The organism is Enterobacter sp. S-33, assembly GCF_028735835.1.
Lineage (GTDB): Bacteria > Pseudomonadota > Gammaproteobacteria > Enterobacterales > Enterobacteriaceae > Enterobacter > Enterobacter vonholyi.
The window spans coordinates 158,356-179,087 of record NZ_CP117838.1; the positions used below are offsets into that span (position 1 = coordinate 158,356).

Here is a 20,732-nt window from a genome sequence, read left to right on the forward strand (position 1 = left end):
TGGCGGTATGTATGATGTATACAGTACCCGCTTTTAATGCACGCGAGGCGTAACAGATGAACCGATTTATCATGGCGGATGCGGAAAAATGCATCGGGTGCCGCACCTGTGAAGTGGCCTGTGCGGTTGCGCATCAGGATGACTTCACCGCAGAGGCTTTTACCTCTCGCCTGCGGGTTGTGAAGGGGGATACATATACTACGGCGGTGGGTTGCCATCAGTGCGAGGACGCACCCTGTGCCAATGTCTGCCCAACCCATGCCATTTGCCTTATGGCGGGCGCCTGGCTTGTTGAGCAGACGCGCTGTATTGGCTGCAAGAGCTGTATGGTCGCCTGTCCGTTTGGGGCGATGCAGGTGCGTCTGGATGGGGGTAAGGCACAAGCGCTGAAATGTGATTTGTGCCTGCATCGCGAAGGCGGACCGGCCTGCGTGGAGGCCTGTCCAACCCACGCGCTGCGCTGTGTTGATCCTGCCAGTCTTCGGGCTGAAAAGCTTACTGCATTTTGTTGAAATTCCAGGTAAACGTCAGGCTGTAGCGCCAGTCTCTGTTGCGACTGTCTGTCGGAACATCCCCGACGGGTCTTGCCGCCTCAACCGTGATGCTATAGTGGCGGGTATCGCCTACCATCACGCCTGCCGCCACTGACCCGAGCCGCTGATGAGGCAAGCCGGAGGTGTTAAACCAGGTTTGCGCGGTATCGGCCAGGATGTAGGGCTGGATAGTGGCAAGCCAGGTGCTCTCTTTTCGCATCTGGATATAGCGCAGTTCTACCTGCCCGCCGTAGCCGTAGTCACCGCTTGCTTCACTGTCCTGATATCCTCGTCCAAAGCGCTGGGCACCGAAGCTAACGCGTTCGGGCTCGGGCAGCGTGTTGTTTGACCAGTCTCCCTCCCAGGAGGTTGATAGCCGCCATTTATCGGCAAACAGCCAGGCTGCGTCCAGATAGCTTTTCGTGAGCGTAAAATTAATATCGGGCCTGGGGGCCGAGACGATATCGGCACCCATCGCATCAATACCCTGACGAACGTTGAGTCGGCCGCTGATGCTGGCGGTTGTGAATTGATGTGCACCGTTGATGCCGACTTCCAGGGCGGGATAACGCGCGTGCTGATTGACGGAGTCAAGGCTATAGGTTTTGCCCTGCAGTCTGGCCTGCAGAGCATAATCATCCTGGCGGTCGGTGTAATCAAAACCGCTGGTCAGATTAATTTGTGATTTTTGCGTCAGCAGCAGGGGATAGCCAAACGTCACGCCGCCGTTGTATTGCGTTGTTTTTTGCTTCGAATCGACGCTGATATTATTCGGCAAAGAGAGCAGGGGAGAAAAATCTCGCGGCTCTTCATGGTAATAGCTGCCTTTGAGCTGCATCGTCAGCCCTTCATCGTTTAAAAACTGCTGCCAGTTGAGCCCGACATAGTTTTTTCGCGTGTTGCTATCTAACGGCACAAGCGTGGCCACGCCAAGCTGATCGCCATAGCTTGTCATGTTGCTGAGCGTGCCGTTCAGCATCATTAAATCTTGCCCTTTACGGGTATCGATCGTCGAGGCGATATTCCAGCTCCGCTCCTGGTTGCCGGTGATTTGCATCGCCGCCGCGCCATAGATATTGGTTGGCAGCTGCGCGTTAGCCGTAACCGGAACGTTCGGGGTGCGCGTCATCAGCTGGCTGTAGCGATCGAACGTATCCTGAGACAGCGGTTTTTCCGCCATGATTTTTTCGGACAGACGTTTAAGACGTTCAGCGATGTGGGGGTTATTACTGGTGATGTCGCTATGAGCGACATAGCCTTCAACCAGAACAATTTTAATATTGCCCTGCTGGAAATTATTATCGGGCAGCCAGGCATAGGAGAGCGGAAAACCGTCAGCCTTGTAGCGCGCCGTAATATCGTTTACCAGCCCCGTGAGCGTTTTTAGCGGCACGGTTTTTCCGGCGTAAGGTCTGAAGGGCTGAAGTAATTCCTTCAAGGGATAACGCGTGCCGCCAATAAACTGAATGTGATTAATGGTAATGGGCGTTTCAGGCGTCAGCGTTGACTTCGGTTTTTCTATTTTGACGGTCGGCTGTTGAACGGCTTCAGTCTGTTCGGGGGCAACGTTACGAGAAACTTGCGCCGGGTTATCGGGGTTAATAATAGAGGGCAGAGTATCGGCGCGGGCCATGCTCAGCACAACCAGCCCCGTCAGCGAAAAAAGGAAGTGGTGTTTCATCGCGCAATCCCTGTTCGTCATCCCCGGTTGGGGTAAGTGTCGCTGAATAAAGCGCCCCTTAACCAGGGGCGCAGACAGGCAATAAAAGGATTACTGTTTTGGCGTCAGTAGGCTCGACGTTAGCGTGTTGAGCCCGTTAATCGGGTTTGACGTAGATGTGTTTTGGGTTGTGCCTGCATTGGCCGTTACACCCGCAGTCAGCGTATTGAGGGTGGTATTGACCGTTGTGCTCAGGCTATTGTTTGTGGCTGTCACATTGGCATCGGCCGTCAGAGATCCTGTGCCGCTGCCTCCGGTGGTTGATGTGGGTTTCACTAGCGTACCGCTATCCGTGACCGTCTGGCCGACATTTTGAACGACCTGACCGACACCGCTAAGCCCGCTATTGCTGCTGCTAATGTTGGTCCCTACGCCGCTGACGGTGCCACCCACCTGGGTTAGCAGACCGTTGACCGGTGTGCCGAGACCCGTTGTGGTGCCTACGGTTTGCGTCACGCCTTGTACTCCGCCCAGCGTCTTGTTAGCCAGGGTCGTGGTATCGGTTGTTACCTGAGTGACTGCAGGGCTGCTTACCGTGTTGGTGAGACCCGTGCCGGTGTTACTGACCAGTTGCCCGGTACTGTTTACCACGCTACCCGTCAGGCCCGTTACGCCGCTGACCGATGTTCCGGAAGTGGAACTCGCCAGGCCCGTACCTACCGTTGAAACGGTATTGCCGAGGGAGGTGACCGACGTGGTCACGCCTTTAACCGTTGTACCCACACCGTTCGGGTTGTTTGGATCGCCAACGCCAGTCGTGACGCCTGTCCCCACGGTGGACACGGCACTGCCAACACCGCTGACGGTGGTTGAAACGGTTGATGTGACGGGATTATTTGTTGGAAGCTGGCTTCCGAGGCCATCCACAGTGGATCCGACGCTGGTCACGGTTTTACCTGCATCACCCAGTATCGTATTTACGCCTGAGGTAGTTGTTCCTCCACTGCCCCCTGAGCCTGAGCCCGATCCTGAACCAGAACCCGTTCCGCCACCAGCGCCTGTCCCGGTACCTGAACCCGTTCCGGTGCCCGATCCGTTGCTGCCCGAACCGCCATTGCTCGCGGTTGTGCCACTTCCATCATCTGAGCCGCTGCTGCTTCCCGTTGCAGGGTTATTTTTGGCTGTTGAGTGAGATCCGCCACCGCTTCCACTACAGGCAGAAAGAGAGAACGCGAGCAGTACCGCAACAGCAATAGCGCTGATGCGACTAACATTATTAGGTAGCATATGAATACTCCACGCAAAAGAACGCCGAGCGGCGTATTAGTGAGTATATGCAGTATTTTTAAATATGCATGAAAGTGGCTGAGGAAGATATTTTTCTTCGGTGTAGGTGGTTATTCAAAATAACAATAAGTTAGGGTATTTAATCGGTGCTTAATTATTTAGTGAGTAGTTAGTGGGCGTAAATTAAAGGAATATTCCTAAGAAAACTCAATGGGGATGATAAATGAAACGCTACAGGATATATCCTTATTGTAAGATTCAGATCACGGAAAAATAAGGCTCTTCATTTGAAGAGCCTTATTTTTTAACAATTGCCTTCGAGCCAGGCTTTTTCGATTTCTTCGGCGAGAATTTTAACCCCCGCTTCGATTTTTTCCGGGTCGGGGACGTAGTTCATGCGCATGCACTGATGGGTATGCGGCCATGGCTTATCCAGTCCCGGGAAGAAATAATCGCCCGGAACCATCAGCACCCCGCGCTTTTTAAGGCGCTGGTAGAGCAGTTCGGTAGTGATAGGCAAATCCTTAAACCACAGCCACAGGAAAATCGCTCCTTCGGGCTTGTGGATCAGGCAGCGTTCTTCCGGCAAATAGCGGCGAATTGTCGCGATTGTTTCCTGAACGCGCTGGTAATAGAAAGGCTTAATCACGTCATTCGACAGACGCAGCAGGTCCTTGCGTTTGATCATCTCGCACATCATCGCCGGGCCAATGCCGCCCGGTGAAAGGCTGATAATACCGTTCATATTGGTAATGGCGGTGATGATTTTCTCATTGGCGATGATGATGCCGCAGCGGCTGCCCGGCAGTCCCAGCTTAGAGAGGCTCATGCACAGGACAATGTTCGGGTTCCACAGCGGACGTGCTTCGCTGAAGATAATGCCCGGGAACGGCACGCCGTAGGCGTTATCGATTACCAGCGGAATGCCGTGCTGATTTGCCAGTGCATCCAGCTTCATCAGCTCGTCATCGGTGATCACATTGCCCGTTGGGTTAGTCGGGCGCGATACGCAGATCATGCCCGTCTCTTCACCAATATGCAGGTGTTCAAAATCGACGTGATATTTGAACTGGCCTTCCGGCAGCAGCTCGATGTTCGGGCGCGCGGAGACGAACAGATCCTCTTCCAGGCCGGAATCGGCATAGCCGATATACTCCGGCGCCAGCGGGAACAGCACTTTTTTGGTGGTGCCGTCGGCGCGACGCCCTGCGAACAGGTTAAACAAGTAGAAAAATGCGCTCTGGCTGCCGTTTGTCAGTGCAATATTCTGTGGTTCGATATCCCAGCCCAGCTCGTCACGCAGCATTTCGGCGAGGAGTGCCAGCAGTTCGGTTTTACCCTGCGGGCCGTCGTAATTGCAAAGCGCATCGGTTGCTTTGCCGCTTTCCAGCATCTGAGCGAGCAGCGTCTGGAAATAGGTCGTCATCTCCGGAATTTGAGCCGGGTTTCCGCCGCCGAGCATGATTGCGCCGGGTGTGCGCAGCCCGTCGTTGAGGTCCTCCATCAGGCGAGTAATGCCTGAATGGCGGGTAAATTTGTCGCCGAAAAGTGAAAACGTCATAGCAGGTGATCTGTCGAGCTTATTTTGAAAGTGGGTAACCATAACGCTAGCACCGTGTTGGTGCAAATCGGGTGGTGTGGTCGGATTTGTTGTTTTATAGGGCGGGAGTGGGTTTGTGTAGTGAATAGTTCTGGAGCTCCTCCCCTCTCCCCATGGGGAGAGGGTTAGGGTGAGGGGTATGATCTACTGATTCCCCGCCCAGACGACCATCACCTTATCGCCATCATGTTCACGTACGAAGCCATACCCCTCTTTCAGCGACAGCGTGGTTTGTTTGCCTTCACCAATCGCCGGGTGGCGGGCGCGGAACTGACCCAGCGTTTGCCAGTGGGCGACGGTTAAGGCCTGCTTGCCCGTAACGTCCTGCCAGTTCATATCCGAACGGGTGCCCTGCAGCGGGTCGGAGCCTGCTGGCCCGAATGGACGCTCAGACTCATCCCCGTAATAGATTTGCACGCTGCCCGGCGCCAGCAGGAGCAGCTCCGCCGCGCGCTGGCCTCCTTCGCGGAACAGACGCGTATCGTGTGATGAGAGATAGCTCAGCACGTTGAAGTTTTGCAGCTTTTCCGCCATCTGCTGCCAGGTGAGATCCATATCGGCCAGGCAATCCACCGCCTTTGCCGCCTGCTCCTGATAGTCAAAGTTAATCATCGCGTCAAAACCGTGACGGTAATAATCGCTCTGCATCACCCCGTGGCCCCAGGATTCCCCGGTCATCCAGAACGGTGCGTTGTCGATCTTTTTGTCCGGGTGAGCGCCTTTCCAGGCGGCCAGCGCCTGGCTTGCCTGGTCTTTCAGCTGTTTCCAGGCCGCAAGCTCAACGTGTTTCGCCGTATCCACCCGAAAACCGTCGATGCCGTAGTCACGTACCCACTGGCTGAGCCAGTGGGTCAGGTAGTCGCGCGGGGTATAGCCCGGAATCGCTTTCGCGTGGGTATCGGGCTTGTATTGATAGAAATTGGGCAACCCGGAAGGGACGGTGGATTCCGTTTTCAGATCGGGTAAAAACGCCAGCGACATTGTTAAATCATCAAAACCGGGGTTGTCGTAATCACCGATGTCGGTGCGGATCCACTTTTTACCCCACCATTTTTCCCATGCGGCTTTATCGCCGAAGTTAATGTAGTCGTTAAAGCTGTGCCAGCTTTGTCCCGCGCCCGGCTTCCAGTCCGTCCAGCGTTCTCCCAGCGTCTTTTTCAGTTCATCACCCTGCAGGTACAGGGCTCCAAACTGATACTCCTGCATGTCTGCAAGCGTGGCATAGCCAGCGTGGTTCATAACGATATCGAACAGAATGCGGATCCCGCGCTTGTGCGCTTCGTCGACAAGATGGCGTAAATCATCTTCGGTGCCCATGTTGGCGTCGAGTTTTGTCCAGTCCTGGGTGTAGTAGCCGTGATAGGCGTAGTGAGGAAAATCTCCTTTGGTGCCACCGCCGACCCAGCCATGGATCTGCTCAAGCGGGGAGCTTATCCAGAGCGCGTTCACTCCCAGCTGCTGCAGGTAGTCGAGCTTGCCGGCGAGTCCCTTGAGGTCACCACCGTGGAAGGTGCCTATCTCCTGCATACCGTCTTTATGGCGACCGTAGCTGTTGTCGTTACCCGGGTCACCATTCGCATAGCGGTCGGTCAGCACAAAATAGACGGTGGCATTTTGCCAGCTAAACGGCGCAGGCTTGTCGGTTTCGGCGCGCTCAAGCAGCAGCAGGCCGTTACTGTTGACGGCTGGCTGCAGAGTGATGTTTCCATTCTGCACCGTCGCCGTCTGTTTACTGTAGTAGTCGCGCACGACGGAGCCTTCCGGGAAGGTATGGCTGACGTCCAGCGTCAGCGGCTTACCGTCCCACTTCGGACACTGACGGATGACGTTTGCAACCGGCTGTTCTGCGGCGCTCTGAATCGTCAGCAGCAGGGTGGGCGTGCCGGAGCGGGTATCAATCCGCATCTGGTATTCACCGCCGCGGAAAAGGCGCCACTGCGGCGGCGTGCCGTCACAGGGCTTGAGCGACAGCATCTCATTGAGTTTTATCGCACCTGTAGGCTGCCAGCACGTCTTGTCAAAACTCAGCGTAAGAGGACGCGTACCCTTCGCAAGCTTTGCCTGGCTGGTGAAGACCCCGGTGCCTTCGGCGCTAAATGCGCTAAACCCTGGCGATGACCAGTCGGCATGCGCCAGTGCGGGTAACATCAGAAAGGCTAATGCGGTACGTTTCATTCCTTTTTCCTGTCGCGGCATTTTTGACCAGTGTGCCATCAGGCGAGGGGCAAAAACTCATCCCCAGTCGGTTTCCGCCAGGAGGATGCGTGAGGATGAGTGATCTCGCGCAAAATTAGGCAGTTATCTGCGATAGCGCACACAGTTTTTGTGGAATGATGTTTTTATGAGCAAGTTTCAGGTGACATAGTTTCGGAATTGGACTATTTCTATACGTGCTCTTGAAGTCCATTTTTGATATGATTTGAGATTCCGCTCTCAAATTTGTGAAAAAAATAAGGTGTTAGGATGATTACATCCGACCAGGAGACCTAATGATATCGACTCCCATTCGACGATATGGGGCTGCGATACTCATGTTACTCACCACGGCATTTTCGGGTGAGGTGCTTGCGAAGACGCACACGGATACAACGAGTAAGAAAGCCCACGTAATAAAGACGACAAGTAGTAAGGTTAGCAGTAAACAAGAGTATTCTCGCAATAGTGCAAAGAGTAGTTCACTTCCTGATTTGCGAAAATACCCTTCCGGAACACCAAGGAAAAAAGCGTTTCTCCGGACGGTAATGCCTTACATCACGAGTCAAAATGCCGCGATTACTGCGGATCGTAACTGGCTGATTTCCAAACAGTACGATAGCCGCTGGTCGCCATCCGAGCGCGCGCGTCTGAAGGATATCACGAAGCGCTACAAGCTGAGCTGGAACGGTAACACGCGTCGTGTGCCGTGGAACGCTCTCCTTGAGCGTGTGGATATCATCCCAGGCAGTATGGTTGCGACCATGGCTGCAGCCGAAAGCGGCTGGGGGACTTCTAAGCTTGCGCGTAGCAACAACAACCTTTTCGGCATGAAATGCGTGAAAGGCCGTTGTACTAATGCGCCGGGCAAGGTGAAAGGCTATTCGCAGTTTGAATCCGTGAAAGATTCCGTTAGCGCCTACGTGGTGAATCTGAACACGCACCCGGCCTACTCATCGTTCCGGAAATCACGCGCTCAGCTGCGTAAAGCGGACCAGGAAGTGACGGCCAGTACGATGATCCACAAGCTGAAAGGGTATTCGACGAAGGGACAGAGCTATAACAACTATCTGTTTGCTATGTACCAGGATAACCAGCGCTTAATCGCCGCCCATATGTAATCTCAAAAAAACGCCTTCCACCGGAAGGCGTTTTCTTTTCTAGATCAGCACCTCGCTGTGGCGATCCCGATACTCTTTCGGCGTGGTGTCATACTCTTTGCGAAACACCGAATAAAAATATTGCAGCGACGGGTAACCGCACATCTGCGAGATTTCGTTGATCGACAGCGATGTGGAGATGAGCAGGCTGCGTGCTTTCTCCAGCTTTTCAGCATGGATGACGGCATGAATAGTTTCGCCCACCTCTTCTTTAAAACGCTTCTCCAGATTCGAACGCGAAATACCCACCGAATCCAGCACCTGATCCACCTTAATCCCTTTGCAGGCGTGGTTGCGAATATAGTGCATGGCCTGAATGACGGCCGGGTCGCTTAAGGAGCGATAATCGGTTGAACGACGTTCTACGACGCGAACAGGAGGCACCAGCAGGCGCTGAAGCGGCAGAGATTCTTTATCGAGCAGGCGATGCAGCAGCTTCGCCGCCTGATAGCCCATCTGACGAGTGCCCTGGGCAACGGAGGAAAGCGCCACGCGGGACAGATAGCGGGTCAGTTCTTCATTATCAATGCCAATCACGCACAGCTTTTCGGGCACCGGAATATGTAAGTGTTCGCAGACCTGCAGCACGTGGCGCGCACGCGCGTCCGTCACGGCAATGATACCGGTTTGCGGCGGCAGCGTTTGCAGCCAGTCAGCGAGGCGGTTTTGCGCGTGCTGCCAGTTTTCCGGCGCGGTTTCCAGCCCCTGATAGACCACGCCGCGATACTTCTCCTGCGCGACCAGCTGGCAAAACGCGTGTTCACGCTCAACGGCCCAGCGCTTGCCGCTGGTGGCGGGTAGGCCGTAAAACGCAAAGCGGTGGACGCCTTTCTCTTTTAAATGGAGAAACGCGGCCTCGACCAGGGCATGGTTATCGGTGGCAATATAGTGAACCGGAGGATAGTGTTCGGGCGAATGGTAGGAGCCGCCGACGCCCACAATCGGAACGTCGACGTCGGTCAGCAGCTGTTCGATGACGGGGTCGTCATAGTCGGCGATAACGCCATCGCCCAGCCAGTCTTTGATGTTCTCCAGACGGGTGCGGAAATCTTCTTCAATAAAAATATCCCATTCGGATTGCGACGCCTGCAAATATTCACCCACGCCTTCTACCACCTGGCGGTCGTAGGCTTTGTTGGCATTGAATAACAACGTAATGCGGTGACGCTTTTCAAACATGGCTCACTTCCTAATTAAGTCACAATACCGTTATCAGGCCCGTCGCTTGGTGGCCGAATCCATCCAGACTGCCAGTAAAAGAATTGCCCCCTTGACGATATACTGCCAAAACGTCGGGACGTCCATCATACTCATCCCGTTATCCAGCGACGCCATAATAAATGCCCCCATGACCGCGCCTGCCACGCTACCGATACCCCCTGCGAGGCTGGTACCGCCAATGACGCAGGCGGCGATAGCATCCAGCTCGGCGATGTTACCGGCGGAGGGAGAGCCGGCGCCCAGTCTTGAGCTGAGGATCAGCCCGGCGATAGCGACCATCAGGCCGTTAATGGCGAAGACCGCGAGTTTGGTGCGTTCGACGTTAATACCCGAAAGCCGAGCAGCCTCAAGGTTGCCGCCAATGGCATAAATACGGCGGCCAAACGCGGTGCGCGTCGCCATAAACATACCGCCCAACAGTAAAAGTGCCAGCAGCAGGACGGGTGTCGGGACACCGCGGTAGTCGTTTAAAAGCCAGATGGCGCCCAGCACAATGACCGCCGTGAGCGCCTGACGCCCCACCACCGACGTTGACGCCGGAGAAGCGAGACCCAACGCCTGACGGCGCATGCGTCCACGCCACTGCCATGCGACAAACGCCAGCAATCCCACCACGCCGATGGAAAAGCCCACGCTATCTGAGAGGTAACTCTGGCCAATCTGCGACATGGCTGCACTGGTCGGGGAGACGGTGGTGCCGTTAGTGATGCCGATTAAGATCCCGCGGAAGGCCAGCATCCCCGCCAGGGTGACAATGAACGACGGCACTTTACGATAGGCTACCCACCAGCCGTTCCAGGCTCCCAGAACCAGACCCAGCACCAGCGTGACCGCTACGGTCAGCGGCAGAGGCCAGCCGAGCCATACGTCAAAAATCGCCGCCACGCCGCCGAGAAGTCCCATCATCGACCCGACCGACAGATCGATCTCCGCGGAGATAATCACGAACACCATGCCCACGGCCAGGATGCCGGTGATGGCGGTCTGGCGGAGCAGGTTGGAGACGTTTCGCGCGCTTAAGTACGAGCCATCGGTCATCCAGGTAAAGAACAGCATGATGACGATAATGGCCGCGATCATTACGAAGACCTGCAGGTTCAGCGCTTTTAGCCCTGCGAACGCACTGGGCGTCGGAACGGCGACTTTGATCTCAGACGGATTGCTTTTCGACATGACGTTCGCTCCTTAAAGCGGCTTCCATCACCTGCTCCTGCGTCAGGTTCTGGTTAATCAGGTTGGCTTTCAGTTTCCCCTCATGCATGACCAGCACGCGGTCGCTCAGACCGAGCACTTCGGGTAACTCAGACGAAATGACAATGACGGCAATCCCTTGCTGTACAAGCTGATTAATCAGTTTGTAGATTTCATATTTGGCACCGATATCAATCCCGCGCGTCGGTTCATCAAGGATTAATATGCGTGGATTAAGCAGCAGGCAGCGCGCCAGAATGGCTTTTTGCTGGTTGCCGCCGCTCAGGCGACCAATCGCCAGTTCCGGAGAGGATGTTTTGACCTTCAGACGGGCGAGTGACTGGAGGATGCACTGTTGCTCTGCGGCATCGTCCAGGCTGCTCAGCGCGCCGGAGAAGCGATCGAGCGCCGCCAGCGTAATGTTTTTCCCCACCGCCATGACCGGCACGATGCCGTCTTTTTTACGATCTTCCGGCACCATGGCAATGCCGCGGGCGATCGCCTGCTGGCAGTTGTCAATTTTCACCGGCTGACCGTCGATATAAATCGTGCCCTCCCAGCGCCCCGGCCACACGCCAAAGAGACACTGTACGGCCTCCGTGCGGCCGGCGCCGACTAACCCGGCAATACCAAGAATTTCGCCGCTGTGCAGAGAAAACGAGACGTTATTGACGCGCCTGATATGGCGGTTAACGGGGTGCCACGCGGTCAGGTTTTCCACGCGCAGCACTTCATCACCTTTGGTGTGAGGCTCATTCGGGTAGAGCGCCGTCAGCTCGCGCCCTACCATCATGGTGATGATGTCATCTTCGCTCATCCCGGCGGCTTCACGCGTGCCGATGTGCTGCCCGTCGCGGATCACGCAGATGGTATCCGAAATGGCTTTAACCTCGTTCAGCTTGTGTGAAATGTAGATGCAGGCGATGCCGTGGTTTTGCAGATCGCGGATGATATTGAGCAGAACCGCGGTTTCCTGTTCGGTGAGCGAGGCTGTAGGCTCATCGAGGATCAGCAGCCTGACCTGTTTATTGAGCGCTTTCGCTATTTCGACCAACTGCTGTTGCCCAAGGCCCAGGTCGCCCACGCGGGTATCCGGTGAAATGCTGAGGCTCACCTGCGCCAGCAGCTTTTCACAGCGGAGCGTCATGGTGTCGTAATCCAGCACGCCGTGGCGGGAAATTTCGGCCCCGAGGAAAATGTTCTCCAGCACGGTGAGATGCTTCACCAGCGCCAGCTCCTGGTGGATGATGGCGATGCCTTTACGTTCGGTATCACGAATGTGTGTCGCCTGGATAACTTCACCGGCAAAGACGATTTCGCCTTCGTAGCTGCCGTGCGGGTAGATCCCGCACAGCACTTTCATCAGCGTCGACTTGCCCGAGCCGTTCTCGCCACACAGCGAAACCACTTCGCCGGGGTTCAACCGGAGGCTGACGTTATCGACGGCTTTCACCGTGCCGAAGCGCTTGGTGATGCTTTTCATTTCAAGTAAATAAGGCATAACTGCTCCACATAACCCGAGGGAAGAACAGTACAACGTGATGCGCCCCCGCAAAGCAGGGGACGCGCCGGATTACAGTTCGCTCTTCTTGTGGAAGCCGTCTTTAATGACGGTGGCGTCAATGTTCTCTTTATTGACTTCAATAGGGGTGAGCAGGCGAGCCGGAACGTCTTTCAGCCCGTTATTTAGCGTTGCGTCTGCTTTAGGCTGCTTGCCATTGCCCAGTTCCACGGCGATTTCCGCCGCCGTATTGGCAAGCTCGGTAATCGGTTTGTAGACCGTCATGGTTTGGGTGCCTGCGATGATGCGTTTTACGCCAGCCAGATCGGCATCCTGTCCTGAAATGGCGACTTTACCGGCCAGCCCCTGTGCACTCAGGGCCTGGATAGCACCGCCTGCGGTGGCATCGTTGGAGGCCACAACCGCATCAATTTTGTTGTTGTTGGCCGTCAGCGCGTTTTCCATAATCTTCAGCGCGTTTTCTGGCAGCCAGCCGTCGGCCCACTGATCGCCGACCACTTTAATTTTCCCGTTGTCGATGTACGGCTTAAGGACTTTCATTTGCCCTTCGCGGAACAGCTTGGCGTTGTTATCCACCGGCGAGCCGCCCATCAGGAAATAATTGCCCTGAGGCACTTTGTCGATCAGGCTTTGCGCCTGTAATTCCCCGACTTTTTCATTGTCGAACGAAATATAATAATCAATGTCCGCATTATTAATCATGCGGTCATAGGCCAGGACTTTAATGCCTTCCTGTTTGGCTTCTTTCACCACGTTACTTAATACCTGGCCGTTATAGGGGATAATGACCAGCACATCGACGCCACGGTTAATCATATTCTCAATCTGCGACATTTGTGTTTCTTCGTTGCCGTTAGCCGACTGAACAAACACGCTGGCGCCGAGGGATTCTGCTTTTTTAACAAAAATATCGCGATCTTTTTGCCAGCGCTCCAGGCGCAGGTCGTCAATCGCCATGCCAATTTTGACCTCTTTGGCATGTCCTGCAAAGCTTGCAAGGAGGAGCGTAGTGCAGAGCGTTAGAGTCAGGTTCTTTATCTTCATAATTATTAGGCCTTTTTGTAGGGGTATATGTTGCTGAGATAAAAGAAACATTCACTGCTGGGACGCAGCAAATTTTTAACGCGGAAAGGCGGGCTGGCAATTACAGATTTTTATCTTCGCATTATGATATTTGGTTTATTTCTGAATTTATGACCGCGATCGGATTTTAAAATACGTAACCTCTTAATTACATTTGATTCTGGAATATGCGCCGAAAAATAGTTTGTCTGCGCATTATTTTGCGAGCCAGCGCACAGTTGTGCATTCTCTCAATAGCAGTGTGAAATAACGTAATTGAGCAACCCAAAATGTCTATTCACTATTACTCCTGTATCAACGACTCGCCGCATACCCTGATTATGGAGCTCAATATGCAAGCTTATTTCGACCAACTCGATCGTGTTCGTTACGAAGGCCCGAAAACGACCAATCCTTTAGCATTTCGTCACTACAACCCGGATGAGCTGGTGCTGGGTAAGCGCATGGAAGATCATCTGCGCTTTGCCGCCTGTTACTGGCATACCTTCTGCTGGAATGGCGCCGATATGTTCGGCGTGGGCTCCTTTGATCGCCCATGGCAGCAGCCGGGTGAGGCCATCGAACTGGCAAAGCGCAAAGCCGACGTTGCGTTTGAGTTCTTCCACAAACTGAACGTGCCGTACTACTGCTTCCATGACGTCGATGTGTCGCCGGAAGGCGCATCGCTGAAAGAGTATCTGAACAACTTTGCACAGATGGTGGATGTACTGGCAGCAAAACAGCAGCAAAGCGGCGTAAAGCTGCTCTGGGGCACGGCAAACTGCTTCACTAACCCACGCTACGGCGCGGGTGCGGCAACCAACCCGGACCCGGAAGTGTTTAGCTGGGCGGCCACGCAGGTTGTGACGGCAATGAACGCCACGCATCAGCTGGGTGGCGAGAACTATGTCCTGTGGGGTGGCCGTGAAGGCTATGAAACCCTGCTCAACACCGATCTGCGTCAGGAGCGCGAGCAGATTGGCCGCTTTATGCAGATGGTTGTCGACCACAAGCACAAAATTGGCTTCCGCGGCACGCTGTTGATTGAGCCGAAGCCGCAGGAACCAACGAAGCATCAGTATGACTACGACGTGGCGACGGTGTATGGCTTCCTGAAGCAGTTCGGTCTGGAAAAAGAGATCAAAGTGAACATTGAGGCCAACCACGCCACGCTGGCGGGCCACTCTTTCCACCACGAGATCGCGTCTGCGATTGCGCTGGGCATCTTCGGCTCGGTCGATGCGAACCGCGGCGACCCGCAGCTGGGCTGGGACACCGATCAGTTCCCGAACAGCGTGGAAGAGAATGCGCTGGTGATGTACGAGATCGTCAAAGCGGGCGGTTTCACCACCGGTGGCCTGAACTTTGACGCCAAAGTGCGTCGCCAGAGCACCGACAAATACGATCTGTTCTACGGCCACATTGGCGCGATGGACACCATGGCGCTGGCGCTGAAAGTGGCGGCACTTATGATTGAAGACGGCGAGCTGGATAAACGCGTGGCGAAGCGCTACAGCGGCTGGAACAGTGAGCTGGGCCAGCAAATTTTGAAAGGGCAGTTATCGCTTGCGGACATCGCGAAGTACGCTGAACAACATCAGCTGGCGCCGCAGCACCAGAGCGGGCACCAGGAACTGCTGGAAAATCTGGTTAATCACTACCTGTTCGATAAATAACAGCATCCAGGCCCGGTACGCGGAAGCGCCACCGGGCATTTCTGTCAAAGGAGTCACCGCAATGTATATCGGGATTGATCTGGGCACATCGGGTGTGAAAGCCATCCTGTTGAGCGAGCAGGGCGAGGTGTTAGCAACGCAGACTGAAAAGCTGCAGGTTTCACGTCCGCATCCGCTGTGGTCGGAACAGGACCCGGAGCAGTGGTGGCAGGCAACGGATCGTGCAATCAAGGGGTTAGGTGAACAGCATTCTCTGCGTGACGTGAAAGCGCTGGGGATTGCCGGGCAAATGCACGGTGCAACCTTGCTGGACAGCGAGCATCGCGTGTTGCGACCCGCCATTCTCTGGAACGATGGCCGCTGTGCAGAAGAGTGTGCGCTTCTCGAGGCGCGTGTACCCACTTCCCGCGCGATCACCGGCAACCTGATGATGCCCGGCTTTACCGCGCCCAAGCTGCTGTGGGTGCAGCGACACGAGCCGGAGATTTTCCGGCAGGTGGCGAAAGTCCTGCTACCGAAAGACTATCTGCGCTTTCGTATGACGGGCGATTTCGCCTCCGACATGTCCGATGCCGCCGGCACGATGTGGCTCGACGTGGCGAAACGTGACTGGAGCGAGGCGATGCTGGATGCTTGCCATCTAACCCGGGAACACATGCCCGGGCTGTTCGAAGGTAGCGAGGTAACAGGCACGTTGCTGCCGGACGTTGCGGAACGCTGGAATATGCCTGCCGTACCGGTGGTTGCCGGGGGCGGTGACAATGCCGCGGGTGCCGTGGGCGTCGGCATGGTTGAGGCGGGTCAGGCGATGCTGTCGCTGGGAACGTCTGGCGTCTATTTTGCCGTCAGTGACGGCTATCGCAGCAATCCCGAAAGCGCGGTGCACAGTTTCTGTCATGCACTTCCTGGGAAATGGCATTTGATGTCGGTGATGCTGAGCGCTGCGTCCTGCCTGGACTGGGCGGCGAAGTTGACCGGGATGGCCGATGTTCCTGCGTTGATTGCCGCAGCACAGCAGGCGGATGAAAATGCCGGTACCGTCTGGTTTTTACCGTATCTTTCCGGCGAACGTACGCCGCACAACAACCCGGAAGCGAAAGGGGTGTTTTTTGGCTTAACCCATCAGCATGGTCCGGCAGAACTGGCGCGTGCAGTTCTGGAAGGGGTGGGCTATGCGCTGGCCGACGGGATGGACGTGGTGCACGACTGCGGCCTGAAACCGACGAGCGTCACCCTGATTGGAGGAGGTGCGCGAAGCCCTTACTGGCGACAAATGCTGTCGGATATCAGCGGGTTGCAGCTGGATTTCCGCACGGGAGGGGATGTTGGCCCCGCGCTCGGCGCCGCGCGTCTGGCGCAGATAGCCATTCATCCGGAACAACCGCTTTCACAACTGCTGCCGCAGCTTACCCTTGAGCAGGCGCATTTCCCGAACGCGGTAAACCATGCGCGGTACGCGGAAAGGCGCGCGGTATTCCGTAAAATCTACCAGCAGCTGCTGCCGCTGATGTCGTAAATACGCTTGTCCGGGAGAGGCACGAGGATGTCCTTTTTTGGTCTGTGCGTGCCTTCCTTTCCTTGCCAGTATGGTGTTACACCCACCGGCGAGGAGATCCACCATGTCACGCATTGCACTCATCAATATTGATACTCAGCAGTCGTTCCATCATCGCAATTACTGGCAGGAGGACGACATTCCTGCCTTTCAGCAGGCGATGCTGGGGCTGATTGAAGGCTGCCAGGCGCGCAATATTCTGGTCGTTGATATTTTTCATGTGGATGAAGACGGTCCTTTCACCCTGGAAAGCGGCTATGTCAAACCGATGGCCTTTTTGCGTCATCAGCCGGATGTGGTTTTCCAGAAACACGTCCATAATGCCTTCACGGATACCGGGCTTGACCGCTGGCTGCGCGAGCGTGATATCAACCAGCTGATTATCTGCGGCATTCGCACTGAACAATGCTGTGAAACCACCGCCCGGGTGGCATCCGATCTGGGTTATGCTGTGACCTTTGTAAGCGAGGCGACGCTGACGTTTCCCATGACGTACAAAGGGATAACCCTTAGCGCAGCGGAAATTCGCCACCGTACCGAAACGGTACTGTCCGGGCGTTTTGCCGAAATTAAAACGGTAGCGGAGACGCTGGAGTCACTGTAATGAGCATCGACGTCTGGTTCGTCATGTTGCCCGGGGTGCTGTCATTAGATATGACGGGCCCGGCAGAGACCTTTGTGCTGGCTGGCGACGCGTTTCGTCTGCATTACATTGGCCCGCAACCGGACGTTCCGACGTCGATAGGCCTGACGATGAGCGGCATTCAGCCGCTGCCGGAACGTCTTCCAGAGGGGAGCCTGCTGGTATTGCCCGGCGTGAGTGACTCCCGCGCTCAGTTTTCGACACCACAGGCGTTACGGATACAGCACTGGCTGATGCGCCTGCAGCCGGCCATTCAGCGCCGGGATATCACGGTGATGTGCGTCTGTTCAGGGGCGCTGCTGGCGGCGAAATCGGGTCTGCTGAACAACCGGCAGTGTACAACCCACCATGACGTTATCAGCCGTTTACGCACCGCAGCCCCCTCGGCGACGATTAAAGAAAACCGCATCTTTGTGCAGGACGAGAACATCTGGACCAGCGCGGGGATCACGTCGGGCATCGATCTGGCGCTGCATATGATTAACCGCCTGTGCGGTCCCGAAAAGGCGCTGTGTGTGGCGCGTGAGATGGTGGTCTGGTTCCGCCGTTCCGGTGACGATCCCCAGCTATCCCCGTGGCTGCGCTACCGCAATCATCTTCATCCGGCGATCCATCGGGCGCAGGATGCGCTCACCGCCGAGCCGCAAAAAGCGTGGCGCTTGCCTGACATCGCCGCGCTGGCGCACGTCAGCCCGCGCCATCTCACCCGGCTTTTCCAGACTCATTTAGGCATTAGCGTTCGCGATTATCTGGAGCAGCTGCGTCTGGCGGTGGCGGAACAGTGGCTATTGCAGGGGCGCGGCGTGGAGCAGGCTTCGCTGGCGGCAGGGTTTTCCTCCCCGCGCCAGTACCATCGCGCCCGGCAGCGCAGCGTTAGCTGACGAAGCGGCGAACGTCTATTTTTTGCAGCAGCATCGACAGCAGCAGGCTGATCGCCAGGGTCGCGGCAAAAATCCAGACCATATCCAGTACCGGCCAGCTTTTTAGCTCAACGCCTCTCGTGCGCAGCGCGTGGATCACCAGCGCGTGAAAACCGTAAATCCCGAGAGAGTGTCGTGAAATGACGCTCAGTACGGGAAGGGGACGCGCATTCAGGGTGTTTTTGGCGAGCGTGAGCAGCGATACGGCACAGATAAAGACCATCGGCCCGCAGTAGAGATACCAGGTATCGGCAAAATTGCCGCGCCACTGCAGCTCGTACAGCGTCCCACGTGAAATCACCGCCACGCCAGCGATAAACAGCGCCCCGCAGAGCCAGTTCAGCCCGCGTTTTTGCGTGTCCATCATCCCGATGGCGCGCCCCAGCATGCCGTAAAGCACGTAGTAAAAGGTATCGCCGTTGATATAGAGGTTCACCGGCAGCCACTCAAACCCGTCGATTTTCTGCGAAACCGTATTCGGGTTGGCGATGATGCCAATCACCACCATCAGGGCCAGGAGCATTTTCCCGCTGACGTTTTTCACCTGAATGAGCGGGGAGACCAGATAGATAACGATAATGGCGAAGAAGAACCACAGGTGGTAGAACACCGGTTTTTGCAGCACGTATTTCAGCGATAGTCCGGCGTTTATTGAGGTAAATAGGGTGATATAGAGCAGGGCAACGGCGCTGTAAAACCCCAGGCAGGCTGCGATGCGGATGAAGTGCCTTGGCTGCGCGCTGCGCTCGCCAAAAAAGAGAAAGCCGGAAATCATAAAGAACAGCGGCACGCTGACGCGTGACGCAGAGTTGAGAATATTGGCGATATCCCAGTTAACGGGGCTGATGCTGTGGGCATTCGTGACGTACCAGGTCGTCGTGTGGATCATGACCACCATCAGACACGCTATTCCTCGCAGGTTATCAATCCAGTTAATTTTTGACGGCATCAGTTCCTCGTATTCCCTGTAAATTGAGTGTGACTCCCATTGTCCAAAAGTCTTCGTTTGGAAAATTCTGAGTTTTATGCGCAGGCTTGCCGGGAGACCGCGAGATTCGCAGAATGGCAGTCCTTAATCTATAAAAGTGTTGATACTAAAAATAACAGCCGCTGACCGGGACGGTAATAAAAATGATGATGAAGCGTGTGGCGTCACTCTTTCTGCTGTTGATCCTGGCGGGATGCAGTGCGCCGCAAGAAGCACCCGTGCAAAAAGCGCAGCAGGGTAAAATGAGCCCGGAACGTTCGCTGAATATGGAAGCACTCTGTAAAGATCGGGCCGCTCGGCGCTATAACTCGGACGTTCAAAAAATTGATGTCACCGGGTTCGAGCGTTTTCAGGGAAGCTACGAGCTACGGGGCCATACGTCGCGCAAAGAGGGCTTTGTCTGCTCGTTTGATGCGGACGGTCAGTTTTTACACCTCTCCATGCGCTAGCCTGCTCGCATAATCAACAGCCAGAAGCCGGCAGCGCCCTGGCGTGAATGCTTATTTCCCAATTTTCCCTAAACAACCCCGTTTCGTACTGTATATCTTGCAGCCAGCGGGTATACTGGTCGCTTCCATTTAAAACCACACGTATCCAGCACGAAATACTATGCAAAAGTTTGATACCAAGACCTTCCAGGGCCTGATCCTGACCTTACAGGATTACTGGGCTCGTCAGGGCTGTACCATTGTTCAACCTTTGGACATGGAAGTCGGCGCCGGCACTTCACACCCGATGACCAGTCTGCGTGCGTTGGGGCCAGAGCCAATGGCGACCGCGTATGTGCAGCCTTCCCGTCGTCCGACCGATGGTCGTTACGGTGAGAACCCGAACCGTCTGCAACATTACTATCAGTTCCAGGTGGTGATTAAGCCATCACCCGACAACATTCAGGAACTGTACCTCGGGTCGCTGAAAGAGCTGGGTATGGATCCAACCATCCACGACATCCGTTTCGTGGAAGATAACTGGGAGAACCCAACGCTGGGTGCCTGGGGTCTGGGTTGGGAAGTGTGGCTTAACGGTATGGAAGTGACCCAGTTCACTTACTTCCAGCAGGTGGGGGGTCTGGAATGTAAGCCGATCACCGGTGAAATCACCTACGGTCTGGAACGTCTGGCGATGTACATTCAGGGCGTAGACAGCGTTTACGACCTGGTCTGGAGCGACGGCCCGCTGGGTAAAACCACCTACGGCGACGTGTTCCATCAGAACGAAGTGGAGCAATCCACCTATAACTTCGAATACGCGGACGTGGACTTCCTGTTCACCTGCTTCGAGCAGTACGAGAAAGAAGCGCAGCAGCTGCTGGCGCTGGAGACTCCGCTGCCGCTGCCTGCCTACGAGCGTATTCTGAAGGCCGCCCACAGCTTCAACCTGCTGGACGCCCGCAAAGCCATCTCCGTGACTGAACGTCAGCGCTACATTCTGCGTATTCGTACCCTGACCAAAGCCGTTGCAGAAGCTTACTACGCGTCCCGTGAAGCCCTTGGCTTCCCGATGTGCAACCGAAACAAATAA

At 55.4% G+C, this 20,732-nt stretch carries 18 protein-coding genes; 8 read left to right on the forward strand and 10 right to left on the reverse strand.

The genetic code is table 11. The annotated features are described in order from the left end of the window. Nucleotides 1-56: 56 nt before the first annotated feature. Nucleotides 57-512, forward strand: coding sequence for a 4Fe-4S dicluster domain-containing protein (locus PUP35_RS00715; RefSeq protein WP_274241621.1), 456 nt, complete (start codon nt 57-59; stop codon nt 510-512). Here the strand turns inward: PUP35_RS00715 and PUP35_RS00720 are convergent. The 5 genes from PUP35_RS00720 to PUP35_RS00740 form a co-directional block, all read right to left on the reverse strand. Further along, nucleotides 496-2,214, reverse strand: a complete 1,719-nt coding sequence (locus tag PUP35_RS00720; protein ID WP_127729161.1) for a ShlB/FhaC/HecB family hemolysin secretion/activation protein — start codon at nt 2,212-2,214, stop codon at nt 496-498. The genes PUP35_RS00715 and PUP35_RS00720 overlap by 17 nt on opposite strands. 90 nt (nt 2,215-2,304) lie before the next feature. Continuing rightward, on the reverse strand, nt 2,305-3,141 hold the full coding sequence (locus PUP35_RS00725; protein WP_244599398.1) for a collagen-like triple helix repeat-containing protein: 837 nt from the start codon (nt 3,139-3,141) through the stop codon (nt 2,305-2,307). Between the two features lie 29 nt (nt 3,142-3,170). Then, entirely contained in the window at nt 3,171-3,467 is a 297-nt protein-coding gene (locus PUP35_RS00730) for a hypothetical protein (protein ID WP_274241629.1), read from the reverse strand. A gap of 317 nt (nt 3,468-3,784) precedes the next feature. Next, nucleotides 3,785-5,041, reverse strand: coding sequence for a valine--pyruvate transaminase (avtA, locus tag PUP35_RS00735; RefSeq protein ID WP_111964330.1), 1,257 nt, complete (start codon nt 5,039-5,041; stop codon nt 3,785-3,787). A 183-nt stretch (nt 5,042-5,224) separates the two neighbouring features. Next, entirely contained in the window at nt 5,225-7,255 is a 2,031-nt protein-coding gene (locus PUP35_RS00740) for an alpha-amylase (RefSeq protein WP_274241632.1), read from the reverse strand. 314 nt (nt 7,256-7,569) lie between these two features. On the opposite strand from PUP35_RS00740, the gene PUP35_RS00745 reads away from it, so the two are divergent. Next, the gene (locus PUP35_RS00745; protein WP_111964332.1) at nt 7,570-8,394 is read left to right on the forward strand and encodes a protein bax; all 825 of its coding nucleotides are present in this window, start codon (nt 7,570-7,572) and stop codon (nt 8,392-8,394) included. Between the two features lie 39 nt (nt 8,395-8,433). Here the strand turns inward: PUP35_RS00745 and xylR are convergent, their stop codons facing one another. The 4 genes from xylR to xylF all read right to left on the reverse strand — a co-directional run bounded on the left by xylR (nt 8,434) and on the right by xylF (nt 13,411). Further along, the gene (gene xylR, locus PUP35_RS00750; RefSeq protein WP_021242460.1) at nt 8,434-9,612 is read right to left on the reverse strand and encodes a D-xylose utilization transcriptional activator XylR; all 1,179 of its coding nucleotides are present in this window, start codon (nt 9,610-9,612) and stop codon (nt 8,434-8,436) included. A 33-nt stretch (nt 9,613-9,645) separates the two neighbouring features. After that, nucleotides 9,646-10,827 carry a xylose ABC transporter permease XylH gene (gene xylH / locus PUP35_RS00755; RefSeq protein WP_252093552.1) on the reverse strand — a complete coding sequence of 394 codons (1,182 nt, stop codon included), beginning with the start codon at nt 10,825-10,827 and terminating at the stop codon, nt 9,646-9,648. Continuing rightward, nucleotides 10,805-12,346 (reverse strand): xylose ABC transporter ATP-binding protein, encoded by a 1,542-nt coding sequence (locus PUP35_RS00760; protein ID WP_115876672.1) that lies wholly within the window; start codon nt 12,344-12,346, stop codon nt 10,805-10,807. The genes xylH and PUP35_RS00760 overlap by 23 nt, the downstream gene beginning before the upstream one ends. A 72-nt stretch (nt 12,347-12,418) precedes the next feature. Next, nucleotides 12,419-13,411, reverse strand: a complete 993-nt coding sequence (xylF, locus tag PUP35_RS00765; RefSeq protein ID WP_111964335.1) for a D-xylose ABC transporter substrate-binding protein — start codon at nt 13,409-13,411, stop codon at nt 12,419-12,421. A gap of 371 nt (nt 13,412-13,782) precedes the next feature. Between xylF and xylA the strand changes: the two genes are divergently transcribed. The 4 genes from xylA to PUP35_RS00785 all read left to right on the forward strand — a co-directional run bounded on the left by xylA (nt 13,783) and on the right by PUP35_RS00785 (nt 18,184). Further along, nucleotides 13,783-15,105, forward strand: coding sequence for a xylose isomerase (xylA, locus tag PUP35_RS00770; protein WP_274243366.1), 1,323 nt, complete (start codon nt 13,783-13,785; stop codon nt 15,103-15,105). Nucleotides 15,106-15,166: 61 nt separating this feature from the next. After that, on the forward strand, nt 15,167-16,621 hold the full coding sequence (xylB, locus tag PUP35_RS00775; RefSeq protein WP_274241638.1) for a xylulokinase: 1,455 nt from the start codon (nt 15,167-15,169) through the stop codon (nt 16,619-16,621). A gap of 103 nt (nt 16,622-16,724) precedes the next feature. Beyond that, nucleotides 16,725-17,264, forward strand: a complete 540-nt coding sequence (locus PUP35_RS00780) for an isochorismatase family protein (protein ID WP_274241640.1) — start codon at nt 16,725-16,727, stop codon at nt 17,262-17,264. Beyond that, nucleotides 17,264-18,184 (forward strand): GlxA family transcriptional regulator, encoded by a 921-nt coding sequence (locus PUP35_RS00785; RefSeq protein ID WP_274241642.1) that lies wholly within the window; start codon nt 17,264-17,266, stop codon nt 18,182-18,184. The genes PUP35_RS00780 and PUP35_RS00785 overlap by 1 nt, the downstream gene beginning before the upstream one ends. On the opposite strand, the gene PUP35_RS00790 is transcribed toward PUP35_RS00785, so the two are convergent. Next, nucleotides 18,177-19,172 carry an acyltransferase gene (locus PUP35_RS00790; RefSeq protein ID WP_271369159.1) on the reverse strand — a complete coding sequence of 332 codons (996 nt, stop codon included), beginning with the start codon at nt 19,170-19,172 and terminating at the stop codon, nt 18,177-18,179. The two genes, PUP35_RS00785 and PUP35_RS00790, sit on opposite strands and share 8 nt — an antisense overlap. A gap of 182 nt (nt 19,173-19,354) precedes the next feature. On the opposite strand from PUP35_RS00790, the gene PUP35_RS00795 reads away from it, so the two are divergent. Beyond that, a complete protein-coding gene (locus PUP35_RS00795; protein ID WP_024909071.1) occupies nt 19,355-19,660 on the forward strand; it encodes a YsaB family lipoprotein in 306 nt (101 codons plus the stop codon). Between the two features lie 160 nt (nt 19,661-19,820). Next, nucleotides 19,821-20,732, forward strand: a complete 912-nt coding sequence (gene glyQ, locus PUP35_RS00800) for a glycine--tRNA ligase subunit alpha (protein WP_003860141.1) — start codon at nt 19,821-19,823, stop codon at nt 20,730-20,732.

What these genes read in the sequence shown, in the direction of transcription:
- PUP35_RS00740 (WP_274241632.1), bottom strand. Translation starts at nt 7,255, where the DNA reads ATGAAACGTACCGCATTAGCCTTTCTGATGTTACCCGCACTGGCGCAT.
- glyQ (WP_003860141.1), top strand. Translation starts at nt 19,821, where the DNA reads ATGCAAAAGTTTGATACCAAGACCTTCCAGGGCCTGATCCTGACCTTA.
- PUP35_RS00780 (WP_274241640.1), top strand. Translation starts at nt 16,725, where the DNA reads ATGTCACGCATTGCACTCATCAATATTGATACTCAGCAGTCGTTCCAT.
- PUP35_RS00715 (WP_274241621.1), top strand. Translation starts at nt 57, where the DNA reads ATGAACCGATTTATCATGGCGGATGCGGAAAAATGCATCGGGTGCCGC.
- avtA (WP_111964330.1), bottom strand. Translation starts at nt 5,041, where the DNA reads ATGACGTTTTCACTTTTCGGCGACAAATTTACCCGCCATTCAGGCATT.
- PUP35_RS00730 (WP_274241629.1), bottom strand. Translation starts at nt 3,467, where the DNA reads ATGTTAGTCGCATCAGCGCTATTGCTGTTGCGGTACTGCTCGCGTTCT.
- xylF (WP_111964335.1), bottom strand. Translation starts at nt 13,411, where the DNA reads ATGAAGATAAAGAACCTGACTCTAACGCTCTGCACTACGCTCCTCCTT.
- PUP35_RS00790 (WP_271369159.1), bottom strand. Translation starts at nt 19,172, where the DNA reads ATGCCGTCAAAAATTAACTGGATTGATAACCTGCGAGGAATAGCGTGT.
- xylH (WP_252093552.1), bottom strand. Translation starts at nt 10,827, where the DNA reads ATGTCGAAAAGCAATCCGTCTGAGATCAAAGTCGCCGTTCCGACGCCC.
- PUP35_RS00720 (WP_127729161.1), bottom strand. Translation starts at nt 2,214, where the DNA reads ATGAAACACCACTTCCTTTTTTCGCTGACGGGGCTGGTTGTGCTGAGC.
- PUP35_RS00760 (WP_115876672.1), bottom strand. Translation starts at nt 12,346, where the DNA reads ATGCCTTATTTACTTGAAATGAAAAGCATCACCAAGCGCTTCGGCACG.
- PUP35_RS00745 (WP_111964332.1), top strand. Translation starts at nt 7,570, where the DNA reads ATGATATCGACTCCCATTCGACGATATGGGGCTGCGATACTCATGTTA.
- PUP35_RS00795 (WP_024909071.1), top strand. Translation starts at nt 19,355, where the DNA reads ATGATGATGAAGCGTGTGGCGTCACTCTTTCTGCTGTTGATCCTGGCG.
- PUP35_RS00785 (WP_274241642.1), top strand. Translation starts at nt 17,264, where the DNA reads ATGAGCATCGACGTCTGGTTCGTCATGTTGCCCGGGGTGCTGTCATTA.
- xylB (WP_274241638.1), top strand. Translation starts at nt 15,167, where the DNA reads ATGTATATCGGGATTGATCTGGGCACATCGGGTGTGAAAGCCATCCTG.
- xylR (WP_021242460.1), bottom strand. Translation starts at nt 9,612, where the DNA reads ATGTTTGAAAAGCGTCACCGCATTACGTTGTTATTCAATGCCAACAAA.
- xylA (WP_274243366.1), top strand. Translation starts at nt 13,783, where the DNA reads ATGCAAGCTTATTTCGACCAACTCGATCGTGTTCGTTACGAAGGCCCG.